The 16,044-nt window shown below is 37.6% G+C and carries 11 protein-coding genes; 9 read left to right on the plus strand and 2 right to left on the minus strand.

All coding sequences use genetic code 11. The annotated features are described in order from the left end of the window. Nucleotides 1-58: 58 nt before the first annotated feature. From ACY2RT_RS02990 to ACY2RT_RS03000, 3 genes are all read left to right on the plus strand, one after another. Entirely contained in the window at nucleotides 59-1,126 is a 1,068-nt protein-coding gene (locus tag ACY2RT_RS02990) for a DUF3810 domain-containing protein (protein WP_490154386.1), read from the plus strand. 80 nt (nucleotides 1,127-1,206) lie between these two features. Further along, on the plus strand, nucleotides 1,207-4,170 hold the full coding sequence (locus ACY2RT_RS02995; protein ID WP_490154387.1) for an amidohydrolase family protein: 2,964 nt from the start codon (nucleotides 1,207-1,209) through the stop codon (nucleotides 4,168-4,170). Between the two features lie 6 nt (nucleotides 4,171-4,176). After that, the gene (locus ACY2RT_RS03000) at nucleotides 4,177-5,469 is read left to right on the plus strand and encodes an amidohydrolase family protein (protein ID WP_490154388.1); all 1,293 of its coding nucleotides are present in this window, start codon (nucleotides 4,177-4,179) and stop codon (nucleotides 5,467-5,469) included. Between the two features lie 63 nt (nucleotides 5,470-5,532). Here ACY2RT_RS03000 and ACY2RT_RS03005 read toward each other — a convergent pair whose 3' ends face one another. Continuing rightward, nucleotides 5,533-6,444 carry a T9SS type A sorting domain-containing protein gene (locus ACY2RT_RS03005; protein ID WP_490154389.1) on the minus strand — a complete coding sequence of 304 codons (912 nt, stop codon included), beginning with the start codon at nucleotides 6,442-6,444 and terminating at the stop codon, nucleotides 5,533-5,535. 98 nt (nucleotides 6,445-6,542) lie between these two features. Beyond that, nucleotides 6,543-8,039 carry a T9SS type A sorting domain-containing protein gene (locus ACY2RT_RS03010; protein WP_490154390.1) on the minus strand — a complete coding sequence of 499 codons (1,497 nt, stop codon included), beginning with the start codon at nucleotides 8,037-8,039 and terminating at the stop codon, nucleotides 6,543-6,545. A gap of 68 nt (nucleotides 8,040-8,107) precedes the next feature. Here ACY2RT_RS03010 and ACY2RT_RS03015 point away from each other — a divergent pair, with 68 nt between their 5' ends. The 6 genes from ACY2RT_RS03015 to ACY2RT_RS03040 all read left to right on the plus strand — a co-directional run bounded on the left by ACY2RT_RS03015 (nucleotide 8,108) and on the right by ACY2RT_RS03040 (nucleotide 16,041). Then, nucleotides 8,108-8,914: a TrmH family RNA methyltransferase gene (locus ACY2RT_RS03015; RefSeq protein ID WP_490154391.1), complete on the plus strand. Its 807-nt coding sequence runs from the start codon at nucleotides 8,108-8,110 to the stop codon at nucleotides 8,912-8,914. A 4-nt stretch (nucleotides 8,915-8,918) separates the two neighbouring features. Then, entirely contained in the window at nucleotides 8,919-10,160 is a 1,242-nt protein-coding gene (locus tag ACY2RT_RS03020) for a M48 family metallopeptidase (protein WP_490154392.1), read from the plus strand. A 132-nt stretch (nucleotides 10,161-10,292) separates the two neighbouring features. Beyond that, on the plus strand, nucleotides 10,293-12,500 hold the full coding sequence (locus tag ACY2RT_RS03025; RefSeq protein WP_490154393.1) for a RelA/SpoT family protein: 2,208 nt from the start codon (nucleotides 10,293-10,295) through the stop codon (nucleotides 12,498-12,500). 22 nt (nucleotides 12,501-12,522) lie between these two features. Then, entirely contained in the window at nucleotides 12,523-12,975 is a 453-nt protein-coding gene (locus tag ACY2RT_RS03030) for a Fur family transcriptional regulator (protein ID WP_490154394.1), read from the plus strand. A gap of 6 nt (nucleotides 12,976-12,981) precedes the next feature. Further along, on the plus strand, nucleotides 12,982-14,253 hold the full coding sequence (locus tag ACY2RT_RS03035) for an adenylosuccinate synthase (RefSeq protein WP_490154395.1): 1,272 nt from the start codon (nucleotides 12,982-12,984) through the stop codon (nucleotides 14,251-14,253). A 51-nt stretch (nucleotides 14,254-14,304) separates the two neighbouring features. Next, a complete protein-coding gene (locus ACY2RT_RS03040; protein ID WP_490154396.1) occupies nucleotides 14,305-16,041 on the plus strand; it encodes an OstA-like protein in 1,737 nt (578 codons plus the stop codon). Nucleotides 16,042-16,044: the final 3 nt, after the last annotated feature.

A 16,044-nucleotide genomic window follows, 5' to 3' on the forward strand; every position in this document is an offset into this window, starting at 1 on the left:
CTGTTTTAACACACGTATAAAAATTATGTGGTAAAAGATTTCTTTGTAAGTTTGAGATATGCAAAGAAGAACCCGTCTCATCCTCACCTTTTTATTACCATTTCAAGTTATTGTTTTACAGATTCTGAAACATTTTCCCGAATTTGTAGAAACCTATTACAGTCGGGGCATATACCCCGTATTATCTAAAATATCACGTTATCTCTTTGGATGGATCCCTTTTTCATTAGGCGATATTTTCTACCTACTCATCGCGATTTTGGCATTGCGCTGGTTGTATAAAAATTTCTATCGTTTATGGAGACAGCCAGTTTGGTTTTTTGTAGATATAACTGCAACGCTTTCTATAGTTTATTTTATGTTCAACCTCCTTTGGGGTTTTAATTATTATCGTGTTCCACTGCATACATCTCTCAATTTACAAAACGATTATACAACGGAAGAACTTATAAGGACTACCGAGAGGCTTATTTTAAAATCCAATGAAATGCATCGCCAATTAGGCTATGCAGATTCTATAAAAATTGACCTTCCTTACACTCAAAAAGAAATTTTTAATAAATCTATTGACGGCTACCGGAATTTAGAAAAAGAGTTTCCAAGTTTAGGATATTCGCCTCGAAGTATTAAAAAAAGCGGCTGGAGTCTAGGACTAACCTATATGGGATATAGTGGTTATTACAATCCTTTTTCCGGAGAAGCTCAAGTCAACAATCTGATTAAAACCTACAAGTTTCCAGTAGTAAGTTGTCATGAAGAAGCACATCAAATAGGCTATGCCCGTGAAAATGAAGCAAATTTCATTGCTACATTGGCAACCCTTCATAACGAAGACCCTTACATACAATACTCTGGGTATATTTTTGCACTGCGTTATTGTGTCAATGAAATTGCACGAAGAGATATAGATAAATACCATGAGATCATAGAAACGGTGAATCCCGGAATACTAAAAAGCTATAAGGAAATGCGCGATTTTTGGGCAAGCTACCAAAACCCCTTTGAAACATTGTCCAAGAGCTTTTGGGATCAATTTTTGAAAGCGAACAATCAGTCCAAAGGAATTATGAGTTACAGTTATATGGTTGCTTTAGTAGTTAACTACTTTGAAGACAAACCTTTTTAAGTGTTAAACCCTCCTACTCTTTTTGCTAACTTATTTTGCATCCCTATCTTTAAAATTCTTTTTTAAATACTGATAACCAAATGAAAAAAATTACAAGTATTCTCTTGCTTCTTTTTTGTACCGGACTTGCCATGGGACAGGATTATTTCCCTAAGAACGATGGTGTAAAAGAAAAGAACAATAATTATACTGCGTTTACAAATGCAGTATTGTATGTCACACCATCTCAGGTGGTCAAAAAAGGCACCTTATTGATCCAGAATGGAAAGGTAATAGCGTCTGGAAAATCTGTGAACATTCCACAAAACGCGATCGTTATCGACTTAGAAGGAAAGCATATCTATCCTTCCTTTATTGATCCTTATACCGGATTTGGAATAGAAAAGCCGGAGCCTGCAGAAGGTCAAGGGCGTTCTCCTCAATACGAATCCACCCGTGAAGGGTTTTATTGGAATGATCACATCATGCCTGAAAATGAAGGAATTAGTAAGTTTAAATACGATAAAAAAGTTGCAGATGAATACCGCAAAATAGGTTTTGGTGTTCTAAACACTCATATTATGGATGGTATCGCGCGAGGTACCGGAGTGTTGGTAGCTTTAAATGATGAAGGTGGTGATGCCAGCCGTATCATAGAAGATGCATCCGGACAATATTATTCTTTCTCAAAAAGTGTCGCCAGCCGTCAGTCATATCCCGGTTCTTTGATGGGTGCAATGGCGTTGCTTCGCCAAATGTATTATGATGCAGATTGGTATGCTAAAGGAAATGTAACCACCAAAGATCGTTCTTTAGAGGCATTGATAGAAAACCGGAACCTTACCTCTTTCATTGAAGCAGGTAACAAAGGTAACAACCTAAGAGCAGATAAAATTGGTGACCTATTCAATATTAACTATGTAATTGTAGGTGGTGGTGATGAATATGAAATGATCGATCATATTAAAGCAACCAACGCAAGATATATTATTCCAATTAATTTTCCCGAAGCTTTTGATGTAAGCGACCCTTATATGGCCAATTATATTTCTTTGGAAGATATGCGTGCCTGGAATCAAGAACCCACGAACCCAAAAGTACTTTCCGATAATGGGATTACCTTTTCCCTGACGACACATGACTTAAAAAAGCCTTCAGAATTCAAAGGAAATCTAATGAAGGCTATTACCTATGGTTTGGATAAGACTAAAGCTTTGGAGGCTCTAACTACCATCCCTGCACAATTATTAGGTGAAAGTGATAAGATTGGATCATTACAACCTGGGCGCTATGCCAATTTTTTGATCACTTCCGGGGCTATTTTCGATAAGGAGACAACTCTTTACGAAAACTGGGTACAAGGAAATAAAAATGTAATTAACGATAAGGATCAAAAAGATATTCGAGGAAGTTATACGTTTTCTGCCGGTGGAAAAAATTATGATTTAATACTATCCGGTGAAGTAGCAAAACCAAAAATTGAAATAAAAGCAGGTGAAGTAAAATATCCTGCTAAGATCGAATATGAAAAGAACTGGGTAACACTTTCCTTTACTGATGAAGCTACCAAAGATGTATATCGGTCTACAGCTATAGTTCCAAAAGACGGAAACAACTTTTCAGGGAAAATAGTCCTGCCAAATGGATCGGAAAGTAGTTTTATGGCAACAAGAAAGGGAGATGCTCCTTCTAAAGGAAGTACCAAAAAAGAAAACACAGAAGCTAAAGAACCGGAGGTTGTACCTGTAACCTATCCTAACATTGGTTATGGTTTTAGTACAAAACCGCGTCAGCAAGATATGTTGTTTAAAAATGCAACGGTGTGGACCAGTGAAGATGCCGGTATATTAAATAATACAGATGTGCTAGTTAAAAACGGAAAGATCTCAAAAATTGGAAAAAACCTTTCTGCCGGTGGAGCAAAAGTCATAGATGCTACAGGAAAGCACCTCACCGCAGGAATTGTTGATGAGCATTCACATATAGCAGCTTTGTCAATTAACGAAGGCGGTCACAATTCTTCCGCAGAAGTGAGTATTGAAGACGTAGTTGACCCTGAAGATATAAACATCTACAGGAATCTCGCCGGAGGTGTAACATCAATACAGATCTTACATGGTTCAGCGAATCCTATTGGTGGGCGGTCAGCTATTATAAAACTGAAATGGGGAGAAGAAGCGGACAACCTGATCTATGAAAACAGTCCGAAATTTATCAAATTCGCATTGGGTGAAAATGTAAAACAATCCAATTGGCAAAGTTTTTCCCGTTTTCCGCAAACACGTATGGGTGTTGAACAATTGTTTGTTAATTACTTTAACCGGGCAAAAGAATACGATACAAAAAAGAAGAGTGGACAACCTTATCGATACGATGAAGAAATGGAAGTTCTGGCTGAAATCCTAACAGGTGAACGTTTAATTAGTTGTCACTCATACGTACAAAGCGAGATCAATATGCTAATGAAGGTAGCTGAACGTTTTAATTTCCGGGTAAATACATTTACACATATTCTTGAAGGTTACAAACTGGCAGACAAAATGAAAGCTCATGGTGTAGGAGGTTCTACTTTTAGTGACTGGTGGGCCTATAAGTTCGAAGTAAATGATGCGATTCCGTATAATGCTGCTATAATGAACAGCCAGGGAGTAACGGTTGCTATTAACAGTGACGATGATGAAATGTCCCGGAGATTAAATCAAGAAGCTGCAAAGGGAGTCAAATATGGTGGGATGAGCGAAGAAGAAGCCTGGAAAATGGTTACTATCAATCCTGCTAAATTGCTTCATTTGGACAGCCGGGTAGGAAGTATAAAAGAAGGAAAAGATGCAGATCTGGTATTGTGGACAGACCATCCTCTTTCGGTATATGCAAAAGCAGAAAAAACCATTATTGATGGAAAAGTATATTTTGACATTCAACAGGATAAGGTTAAACGGGAAGCTATTAAAGCAGAGCGCAACAAACTCATGAAAATGATGTTACGTGAAAAAGAAGGTGGCGGAAAAACTCAACCGCCTAAAAAGGAAGATAAGATTCATTTTGAATGTGAAACCATAAACTAGATCGCTATGAAAACATTACAATATTTTATAATCTCAGTAACATTGAGTTTAGGTTTTATCGGGCTTGCACAGCAAACGCCTGCTCCGGCCCAAGAAGAAGCCATTACCATTACAGGAGCTACGGCACATATTGGTAATGGCACTATAATTGAAAACAGCGTTTTGGTTTTTGAAAATGGTAAAATAACTGCTATCGGTGATGCAAATACACCTTCCAAAGGAAGAATAGTCGATGCCAAAAGAAAACATATATATCCGGGTTTTATAGCTCCTGCGAAATCGTTGGGGCTGGTAGAGGTCAATGCTGTACGCGCCAGTAATGATCAGGATGAACTGGGAGATTACATTCCAAATATTCGAAGCATCATTGCATACAATGCCGAAAGTAAAGTAGTAGAAAGTATGCGCCCTAATGGTGTGTTGCTTGGGCAAATAGCACCTAAAGGAGGGCGAATTTCCGGAACGTCTACCATTGTACAGTTTGATGCATGGAATTGGGAAGATGCTGCTATTAAAGTTGATGATGGTGTTCATTTAAATTGGCCAAATACTTTCCGAAGAGGACGTTGGTGGCTTGGAGAGCCTCGCGGATGGAATCCTAATAAAGATTATGCAAAGCAAGTAGACGAATTAATGGTCTTTATTGTAAATGCTAAAGCCTACGGAAAGGCAAACTCCTCTCCTCAAAATGAAGGTTTTAAAAATATGCAGGGGTTATTTAATGGTTCGCAAAAACTGTATATCTATGCACAAGGCGAAAAAGAAATGATAGATGCTGTGACAACCGCTAAAGAAATTGGAATACAAAATGTTGTCGTTGTTGGGGGTTATCAAGCAGATAAGATCATACCTTTTTTGAAGAAGCACAATGTTCCGGTATTAGTTCGTCATACCCATACAGTTCCATATATGGATGATGATGATTATGATTTTCCATACAAACTTCCAAAAATATTAGCAGACGGTGGCTTATTGGTCGCTTTGCAAAATGCTAATACTTCAAATTTTCAAGCCCGTAATATGCCTTTTTATGCCGGACAGTTGGTAGGACAGGGAATGGATAAGGAAACTGCTTTACAGCTAATTACTTCAAATACTGCAAAGATCCTGGGAATTGATGCCGATTACGGAACTCTGGAAACTGGCAAAAGTGCTACTTTATTTGTAAGCGAAGGAGATGCTTTGGATATGCGTACCAACCAACTTATACATGCTTTTATAGATGGGCGTGAGATCTCGTTGGAAACACACCAAACAGAATTATGGAAACGCTATATGGAAAAATATAGCAGGGAATAGAATTAGATTCTCAAAAATAAAAAGCAGCTCAATGAGCTGCTTTTTATATGTAAATCCATTAACCTATTTTTTGATCAATTTTTTAGTAACTGAATTTCCTTCAGAAATAATTTCAACAAAATACATTCCGCTTGTTAAAGTGCTTAGATTTATCGTAATACTTTTGTTTTGGGGTTGTTTTATTTCAGAAAATAATTGCTTTCCTCCAACATTATACAAAGTAACCAGAGTTTCACCCGTTAAAAATTGAGATTGAATTTGTATTTTTTCAGAAACAGGATTAGGATATAATTGCAGATCACTAAAAATTGTTTCGGTAATACCTAAGACCCCATCTGTTTCAATTTCAAAGTTATAGGTTTCAAAATCACATTGATCTTGTAAAGGGGCCATTCGTGTGTATATGATCTGTGGATTTGCTATATTTTGGTAGGTTTCCGGATCTGCTATCACATTAGTATCATTTATTGCATCCTGTGAAGTAATGTAGTATTTAAACTGAAAATTAAATTGATCCTGAGGTCCCAAAGCCTGGGATTCATTCGTGGTAAGGTCGAAAATAGCACTACCGTCCCCATCTCCTTCATTTATAAATATATCATCCGGTTGTTGGTCCAGAAAAGGAATTAAGGGTACAATCAATTCCATTGTAGTAACATCCCATCCTTGCCCGGCTGTACTTTGTAACCTTATAAAGACTACTTGCGGATTAGATTCATTGGTATGTGCTGTAGGATTTGCATATGCATTGATTCCGCTTAATGCATCTCCCGATGTAGGATGATATGTGACCACTACATTGCTTTGTCCGTTGATGACCTGACTTTCCCGAATAGTCATATCAAATATTTCTATTTGATCTCCGGGGTTATTCACATCACATAAGATTATTGGGTCAGGAATTCCTGCCGTAACTTGTCCTTTAACAACAAGTGTTGTAAGTACAGCTACTAAAAAAAGTAGTATTCTTTTCATTATATTTTTTTGGAAAGATACTAATTCTCTTGCGATCTATGTATTATGCAAAAAAACTATTTACAGTCTCCCAAACTCTTAGACGAAACAATATTTGCCTACCTTTTGACCAATTTTTTGATAACCGAATTTCCTTCGGAAGTGAACTTTACAAAATATATCCCGCTAGATAAAGCTGAAATATCTAAAGCAATACTTTTATTTTGAGGCTGCTTTACTTCAGAAAAGAATTGCTTACCACTAACATTATACAAAGTGACTTGGGTCTCACCCGCTAAAAATTGAGATTGAATTACAATGCTATCTGATGCCGGATTGGGGTACAATTGCAGGTCGCTAAAAATGGTTTCAGGAATATTTAAGACTCCATCCGTTTCAATCTCAAAACTGGTAAGTGCATACCCGCCTGTATCTGTATTGGTCAAACGTACATAAATACGCTGTGGATTTGCAATATTTTGGTAGGCTTCCGGGGTAGCAATAGCATTTTGCCCGGTATCCGAATCGGCTAAAGTTATATGATATGTAAATAAAAATATCAACGGATCCTGGCTCCCTAACATTTGAGCTTCAGAGGCAGTTAGGTCAAAAATGGCAAGTCCGTTGTCATCTCCTTCATTTATAAATATATCAACCGGATTTACTACTATAATTGGTGTGCTTCCTATAACTACCAAAGTAAATGATGACAATCTATAACAACCGGATGTTACGTATTCTAAACGTGTCCAAACCGTTTGTCCCGAGCTAACAAATGCCTGGGGTATTGCAATTGGATTTATATTATTTATTGCGTCTGCCTCACTCGTATAAAATGATATTGGTAAAAAATCTGCGGGGTTTTGTACTCCTATTATAAAAGGGGCATTTATGGTAAGGTCAAAAGTTTCAAATCCATTGTCATCACCATCAATTAACTCTATGGTTTCGTTAAAGCCCGGGTCCGGTTCATTCGGAATATTGTATACTACTAATTCTAATTCTACTACTTGAAAACAATTTGTAATGGCACTTTCAGCCCGCGCATATATAGTTTGAGAGTAAGGAGTATTATTTAAATATATACCATCTAATACTAATATCCCTGCTTGAGCATCTGCCAGATTTTCATGATAGGTTATTACGATATTGGGGTCTCCATTTGCTATTTCAGTATCTTTAGTTGTTAAATCAAAAGTTGCAAAACCGTCATTATTATCATCGCAAATTTCCAGAGGAGTTGGTGTAGCTGAGCTAGGAAGGGGTAATACGATAAGATTTAGTGTAGTAGTATCAAAATCTCCATTGGAAATATTTTCAACCCTGGGAAAGACAATTTGAGGATTTATTGTATTAAAATAAGACGTTGCACTTAAAATAGTGTTTATACCATTTTGTGCATCAGCTAGTGTTTCGTGATATGTTACATTATACTCTACCGGGTTTTGACCACCTAAAATTTGAGCTTCAGCCTGAGTTAAATCAAAGATCTCCATTTCATCACCGGGATTGTTCACATCACATTGCTCTAATGGATCTGGCTGATTTGCAACAGCTTGTGCCTGAACATTACTTACAAAGAAAACTAATACGACTACAAGTAATAGATTTTTCATATACTAATCGCTGGATATTTTTTGGAAAGATACTAATTATATACTAATGCTCTTGCTATCTTTGCTTCATGCACAAAACTATTTCCAGCCTTCAAAATCCTTTAGTGAAGCAGGTAGTACAGCTTTCTGAAAAAGCCCGGGAACGAAAAAAAAGCGGGTTGTTTGTAATTGAGGGGCAACGTGAAATACAATTGGCTCTTAAGGGAGGATATATTCTGAAAACAGTATTGTTTTGTCCGGAGATCATTACAGAAGAAGAAATTAAAAGTATCAAAGAACTGGCAAATTCTGAAGCCGAATTTATAGAAACCTCTATTGAAGTCTATCAAAAATTAGCCTATCGTACTACAACCGAAGGGCTTATTGCCATAGCTGAAGCAAAAGACCTGACTGTTAAAAATTTAAAATTTAAAACTAAAAATCCTCTGATACTAGTAGCTGAAGCACCGGAAAAACCCGGAAATATAGGAGCACTGCTTCGCACGGCAGATGCAGCTAAGCTCGACGCTGTCATTATCGCCGACCCAAAAACCGATCTGTATAATCCCAATACCATTCGCAGTAGTGTGGGATGTTTATTTACCAATAGTATCGCTACAGGAACTACAGGTGAGATCATTAACTTTTTAAAAGAAAATAACATCATTATTTACTGTGCCGCCTTACAGGCTTCCATCAATTATCACAATTGTAACTTTAAAGAACCCTCTGCAATCGTAGTTGGTACGGAAGCTACCGGGCTATCTCAGGAATGGTTAGAGAATAGCTCCCAGAATATTATTATTCCTATGCAAGGAGAAATAGATTCCATGAATGTTTCGGTGGCAGCAGGAATCCTTATCTTTGAAGCCAAAAGACAACGAGATTTTTGCTAAAATTATGACCTCACAAGCCCTTTTTTATACCATTATTGGTATTCTACTTTTAAACTTTATTGTAGATAAAATACTCGATTACCTTAATGCACAGCATTTTAACGATCCTATACCTCCTGAATTAGAAGATGTATATGACAGATCAGAATATCAAAAATCACAGTCGTATAAAAAAGAGAACTACCGCTTTGGTTTGCTTACCTCAACGGTCTCTCTAGTCGCAACTTTGGCATTTTTCTTTTTGGATGGCTTTGCCTGGGTAGATGAATGGGTACGTTCTTACAGTGAAAATAATATAGTAATTGCTCTGATGTTCTTTGGAAGTATTCTGTTGGCAAGTGATATTTTAAGTACTCCTTTTAGCTATTATCACACATTTGTGATCGAAGAAAAATTTGGATTCAATAAAACTACCCGAAGAACATTTTTTCTGGACAAATTGAAAGGCTGGGCAATGATGGCAATTGTTGGAGGGTTATTATTGACTGCTATTGTTTGGTTTTATGAATCTACAGGAAGTGATTTCTGGTTATACGCATGGGCGGTTGTAACGGTTTTTGCTGTATTTATGAATTTGTTTTACGCAAGGCTCATCGTACCAATTTTCAACAAACAAACTCCTTTGGAAGCCGGTGAACTTCGATCAAAAATTGAAACTTATGCCAACAAAGTAGGTTTTACTTTGGATAAGATTTTTGTAATCGATGGATCTAAACGAAGTACCAAAGCAAATGCATATTTTTCAGGTTTTGGAAGTGAAAAAAGAGTTACTTTATATGATACACTCATTAACGACCTGGAAGAAGAAGAAATTGTAGCAGTACTGGCACACGAAGTAGGGCATTACAAAAAGAATCATATTATTATTAATCTTGTCGCTTCAGTGCTTACTACCGGATTCACCTTTTGGTTACTTTCCCTGTTGGTTGGAAATCCACTACTTTCTGAAGCCTTAAGTGTATCTCAACCGTCATTTCATATTGGATTGATTGCCTTTGGAGTTTTATATACGCCTATTTCGGAAATAACAGGCTTACTCATGAACTATCTTTCCCGAAAATTTGAATATCAGGCAGATAATTATGCAAAAACAACATTCAGGGCACAACCTTTAATTTCCGGACTGAAAAAGCTCTCTAAAAATAGCTTGAGTAACCTCACACCCCATCCTGCCTATGTGTTTGCCCATTACTCTCATCCTACCCTCTTACAACGTTTTCAAAATTTGAAGAATACGGTGAAATAACATCATTTTACTAAAAATCTAATGCCAGGGATATATCTGAAATAAATTCCCGGTGATCACTGCCAATTTAGCACTTTCTCAAAGGGCATAAAATTTGTTGTTAGTTCCAAAGGTTAATTGTATTTTAGATTTATGACTGAAGCGGTTTTAGAAGAAGAAAAAAAAGAACTTGCCAGACAATACAAGGAGTTACTAAAGGTTAGCTACCGTACACTTTCCGCGAAAGATAAAAAGCTGATTCGTAGTGCTTTCGATGTATCGGTAGACGCGCATAAAGAACAGCGCCGTAAATCTGGCGAGGCGTACGTATTTCACCCTATTGCTGTTGCCAAAATAGTGGCTTCAGAAATTGGCCTGGATGCAACCTCTATTGCCGCTGCATTACTCCACGATGTAGTAGAAGATACTTCCTATACACTTGCCGATATTGAACAGATGTTTGGGGAAACCGTTGCGCGAATTGTAGATGGATTGACCAAGATCTCCAATATTCCATATGAAAAGGATGTCTCCTTACAGGCAGAGAATTTCAGAAAAATGCTGTTGACACTTAATGAGGACATTCGTGTGATCATTATTAAGATTGCCGACCGTTTGCACAATATGCAAACGATGGAGTCGATGCCGGCACACAAGCAGGTAAAAATCGCTTCGGAAACACTGTACATCTATGCACCTATGGCACACAGGATCGGGTTGTATAATATTAAGACCGAACTTGAAGACCTGGGCTTAAAATATACAGAGCCTGAAGTATATGAGGACATACTAAGTAAGATCAAAGATAGTAAAGAGCAACAGGACAAATACATTAAGACTTTTTCAAAAATAATTGAAGATTCGTTAAATGCCGAGAAATTAGATTATCTTATTAAAGGGCGTCCAAAGTCCATCTTCTCCATTCGCAGAAAAATGCTTGCTCAAAATGTTAGCTTTGATGAAGTATATGACAAGTTCGCTGTGCGGATTATATACAAGAGCGACAATCCGGAAAGTGAAAAATTCATTGCCTGGAAAATTTATTCGATTGTAACAGATCATTTTCGTCCTAATCCAATCAGGCTTCGGGACTGGATATCATCTCCAAAATCTACCGGTTATGAAGCTCTTCACATCACCGTTATGGGACCCAAAGGGCGTTGGGTGGAAGTACAGATTAGAAGTGAACGGATGAACGAAATCGCCGAAAAGGGATATGCTGCACACTACAAATACAAAAACGAGGAAAAAGAAGACGGTGGTTTAGACGACTGGTTGAATAAATTACAGGTTACCCTGGAGAATGCAGAAAGCAACGCAGTTGACTTTGTAGAAGAGTTTAAACTCAACCTATATGCCAAAGAGATCTTTGTTTTTTCCCCTAAAGGAGACCTGTATTCTCTTCCCAAAGGTTCTACCGCTTTAGATTTTGCATTTCACATTCACACCGAAGTTGGTTTGCACACGAGAGGTTCAAAAGTAAATGGCAAACTGGTTCCTTTAAGCCATGAGTTAAAAAGTGGGGATCAAGTAGAAATTATCACTTCAGAAAAAGCAAATCCCTCTGCAAACTGGCTCGATTACGCAACTACGGGTCGTGCCCGGTCTAAGATCAAGTCTTCACTTAAAGAAGAACAAAAACAGATAGCGAATGAAGGAAAGGTAATTCTCGCGAGAAAGCTTAAATCACTTAAGATAACCCTGGATGAAAAAACTATTAATCAACTGGTTGTTTATTTTAAACTAAAAACAAGTTTAGATCTGTTTTATCGTGTTGGTGCAGGTATTATTGACAATTCTATGCTAAAGGACTTTGCTGCATCCCGAAGTAATGCCTTTGTTAGTTTCTTTAAGAACAGGATCAGAAAACCGGGAACTCCGGAAGATGTAAATAAAGATGAGATCACACAGAAATTCGATCAATTGGTCTTTGGTAAAGAAGATGAAAAACTTGATTATAAAATGGCCAATTGTTGTAATCCCATTCCCGGAGATGATGTCTTTGGCTTTGTGACTGTAAATGAAGGCATCAAAGTACATAAAAAGAATTGCCCAAATGCTTTACAGCTACGTAGTAATTACAGCTATCGGATTATGCCCGCCAAATGGATAGACTCTACTCAAAGTGACTTCAAAGCAGAATTGTCCATTACCGGGATCGATACCATTGGTTTGGTCAATGAAGTAACTAAAGTTATCTCTGGCAACCTCCATATCAATATGAAAAGTGTTCATTTTGATAGTGATGACGGTGTTTTTAACGGTAAAATTGTCGTCGTTGTAAAAAATAAGGCAATTCTTGATAACCTGGTGAAAAACATTAAAAAAATAAACGGAATTGATAAAGTTACACGATCATAATTGAGTAACTTTGCTGCTTTGTATGAGCTCTAAAACAAATCAAAATAATCAGGCGATCGTTAAAAATGTTTTCACGGGCTTTTTAGAAGAAAGAGGACACCGTAAAACACCGGAACGATATGCAATACTCCAGGAGATCTATGATCATGACGATCATTTTGATATAGAATCTTTATATATCAATATGAAGAATAAGAACTATCGTGTAAGTCGTGCTACGTTATACAACACTATCGAATTATTACTGGAATGTGATTTGGTAAGAAAACATCAATTTGGACAAAACCAGGCACACTACGAAAAATCATATTTCGATAAACAACACGACCACGTAATACTTTCGAACGGAGAAGTGATTGAGTTTTGTGACCCACGCATACAATCCATAAAAAAAACTATCGAAGAAGTCTTCGATATCGAAATTACAAACCATTCTTTGTATTTCTACGGAAATAAAAAAACATCCAACTCTTAAAAAATTATGGCAGTAGACTTACTACTTGGACTACAATGGGGCGACGAAGGAAAAGGGAAAATCGTTGACGTTCTTACCAAAAACTATGATATCATCGCTCGCTTTCAAGGTGGTCCCAATGCCGGGCATACTCTGGAATTTGACGGTATAAAGCACGTTTTACATACTATTCCCAGTGGTATTTTCCACGAAAATGCTGTAAATCTGGTAGGTAATGGTGTTGTGATCGATCCAGTGATCTTCAAAAAAGAATTGGACAATCTTTCAAAGTTTGAAGGAGATTTTACAAAAAAACTCCTTATTTCAAGAAAAGCACATCTCATTTTACCAACACATCGTTTGTTGGACGCAGCTTCCGAAGCATCAAAAGGAAAAGCTAAAATAGGTTCAACCCTTAAAGGGATAGGTCCTACCTATATGGACAAAACCGGAAGAAATGGTATTCGTGTAGGAGATCTGGAAATGAAAAACTGGGGAGAAAAATACAGAGCTTTGGCAAATAAGCATGAAGCAATGATCGATTTTTATGATGTAGACCTGCAATATAATTTAGCAGAGCTGGAAGCCGATTTCTTTGAAGCTGTTGAAGTTTTAAAATCTTTACAATTCATTGACAGTGAAGAATACCTGCATCAAGCTCAAAGATCAAATAAGACCATTTTGGCAGAAGGAGCTCAGGGGTCACTCCTGGACATTGATTTTGGAACCTATCCTTTTGTAACCTCTTCCAACACTACTGCAGCAGGAGCCTGTACAGGATTGGGAGTTGCTCCTGGAAAAATAAAAGAGGTTTTCGGAATCTTTAAAGCTTATACCACCCGTGTAGGTAGTGGGCCCTTCCCTACCGAATTATTTGACAGTTATGGTGAAACTATGGGACGCATTGGAAATGAGTTTGGAGCTACTACCGGCCGCCCAAGGCGTTGTGGGTGGTTAGATCTGGTGGCATTAAAATATGCGGTACAGGTAAATGGCGTTACACAGTTGATGATGATGAAAGGGGATGTCCTGAGTGGTTTTGATAAACTGAAAGTGTGTACTGCCTACAATTATAAAGGAGAAACTATTAAGCATCTGCCTTATAATATTGAAGCTGAAAATGTAACACCAATTTATGCCGAAATGGAAGGTTGGAAAGATGACCTGACCAAAATGACCGATGTTTCTCAATTTCCAAAAGCATTGAACGCTTATATTGACTATTTGGAAAAAGAACTGGAAGTTCCTATTAAAATTGTATCAGTAGGGCCGGATAGAACACAGACCATTCATAGGTAACACTTTACCTTTGGTAGTTGACGTTAGTATTGTAATAAATAGCATTCTGTATTGAAATTATCAAAGAACATATTCTTTATACCTTTATTTTTCTTTGGAATTGTGCTTCACGCTCAAGAAGAAAATGATAAAACCATTGTTTCGGTACAATCCGGATATCTGGAAAAAAAACCGGAATTTCCCGACGCCGTAATTTATACAAAAGACAATACCGGGCAAGTCTATATAGTACACGAAGGAGTGGAAATGTGGTGTGATCAGGCCTTTGTATATTTAAAAGATAACTTTGTAAAAGCCTATGGAACTGTTCGAATTACACAAGGAGATACCGTTTCTATGAACAGCAAATATGCTGAGTATAATGGAAATACCCAGTTTGCATTTGCCAGTGGAGACGTCGTATTGACCGAGCCTAAAACCACGCTTCGCACAGATACCCTTTATTTTGACCGGATTAAACAACAGGCTTACTACCGTACAGGAGGAACCGTTAGAGATACAGCTAGTACACTTACCAGTCGTATTGGCAGATATTATGCAGAAACAAAGAAGTACCAGTTCCTTTCTAACGTAAAGATTAAAAACCCAAAATATACCGTAAACAGTGAACAACTGGATTTTTATTCTGAGAGTGGTGGTGCTTATTTGTATGGCGAATCTACTATTGTAAGCGAAACCAGTACGGTTTATTGTGAGCGTGGTTATTATGATACTCGTAACGATACCGGATATTTCGTGAAGAACTCCCGCGTAGACTACAGTAATCGTATCTTGTATGGTGACAGTATCTATTTTGACCGAAACAAGAGCTTTGCCTCTGCTACCAACAATATAAAAGTATTGGATACGGTAAATAAAAGTATTATTCGGGGCCATTACGCCGAGGTGTTTCGCGAAAAGGATTCTGTATTTATTACCAAGAGAGCAGTAGCGGTAACACTTAGAGATAACGACTCCATATATGTACATGCAGACACACTTCGGGTTACGGGAAAACCTGAAAATCGTATTATTAAAGGATTTTATCGAGCCCGTTTGTTCAAAAAAGGGCTTGCAGGGGAGCAACCTACAAGTGGAAAATGTGATTCTATTTATGTAGATCAGAAAAAGGGAATTACCAAATTGCTGCGAAATCCGGTGTTGTGGAGTGGTGAGAACCAAATGACTGGAGATACCATTCATATTCTATCCAATACCAAAACGGAAAAACTGGATACATTAAAAGTATTCAACAATGCTTTTTTGATACAAAAAGACAGTGCCGGTTACAATCAGGTTTCGGGAGAAAGACTCATTGGACTGTTCACCAATAATGAACTGGATACCATAAACATTATCAAAAATGCACAAGTAATTTATTTTCCCCGAAACGACAAGCAAGAATTGATTGGGATCAATAATACGGTTTCCAGTTCCATTCAGATGTATCTGGAAGAGCAGCAAATCACTGGGATTAGGTTTGTAAAACAGGCTAAGGGAAAAATATATCCGCTTTCAGAATTTCCTGAAAATGCACGCCTCCTGCCGGGCTTTGATTGGCGAGGCGAAGAACGTTTATATAAAATGAATGACCTCTTTAAAGGAAAACCTGCACCTGTATTACCCAAAATAAAGGGAATTCCATTGCCTGAAGACGAGGGAGAGTTCTTTGAAGACATTCCGGAGGACGAACTCAATATTCCTGAAGCTTCCAAGCTAAAGCCAAAAAACTTTCAAAACGACCCGGACGCACCCAAACCCAAGACCCGTGATCCGGAAAAAGACGGGAATGAAGGTGGTAAAAAATAATAT

It is taken from the genome of Ulvibacter sp. 2210JD10-4, from assembly GCF_058148525.1.

Coding starts and splice junctions, on each gene's coding strand:
- ACY2RT_RS02990 (WP_490154386.1), top strand. CDS start 59: ATGCAAAGAAGAACCCGTCTCATCCTCACCTTTTTATTACCATTTCAA.
- ACY2RT_RS02995 (WP_490154387.1), top strand. CDS start 1,207: ATGAAAAAAATTACAAGTATTCTCTTGCTTCTTTTTTGTACCGGACTT.
- ACY2RT_RS03000 (WP_490154388.1), top strand. CDS start 4,177: ATGAAAACATTACAATATTTTATAATCTCAGTAACATTGAGTTTAGGT.
- ACY2RT_RS03005 (WP_490154389.1), bottom strand. CDS start 6,444: ATGAAAAGAATACTACTTTTTTTAGTAGCTGTACTTACAACACTTGTT.
- ACY2RT_RS03010 (WP_490154390.1), bottom strand. CDS start 8,039: ATGAAAAATCTATTACTTGTAGTCGTATTAGTTTTCTTTGTAAGTAAT.
- ACY2RT_RS03015 (WP_490154391.1), top strand. CDS start 8,108: ATGCACAAAACTATTTCCAGCCTTCAAAATCCTTTAGTGAAGCAGGTA.
- ACY2RT_RS03020 (WP_490154392.1), top strand. CDS start 8,919: ATGACCTCACAAGCCCTTTTTTATACCATTATTGGTATTCTACTTTTA.
- ACY2RT_RS03025 (WP_490154393.1), top strand. CDS start 10,293: ATGACTGAAGCGGTTTTAGAAGAAGAAAAAAAAGAACTTGCCAGACAA.
- ACY2RT_RS03030 (WP_490154394.1), top strand. CDS start 12,523: ATGAGCTCTAAAACAAATCAAAATAATCAGGCGATCGTTAAAAATGTT.
- ACY2RT_RS03035 (WP_490154395.1), top strand. CDS start 12,982: ATGGCAGTAGACTTACTACTTGGACTACAATGGGGCGACGAAGGAAAA.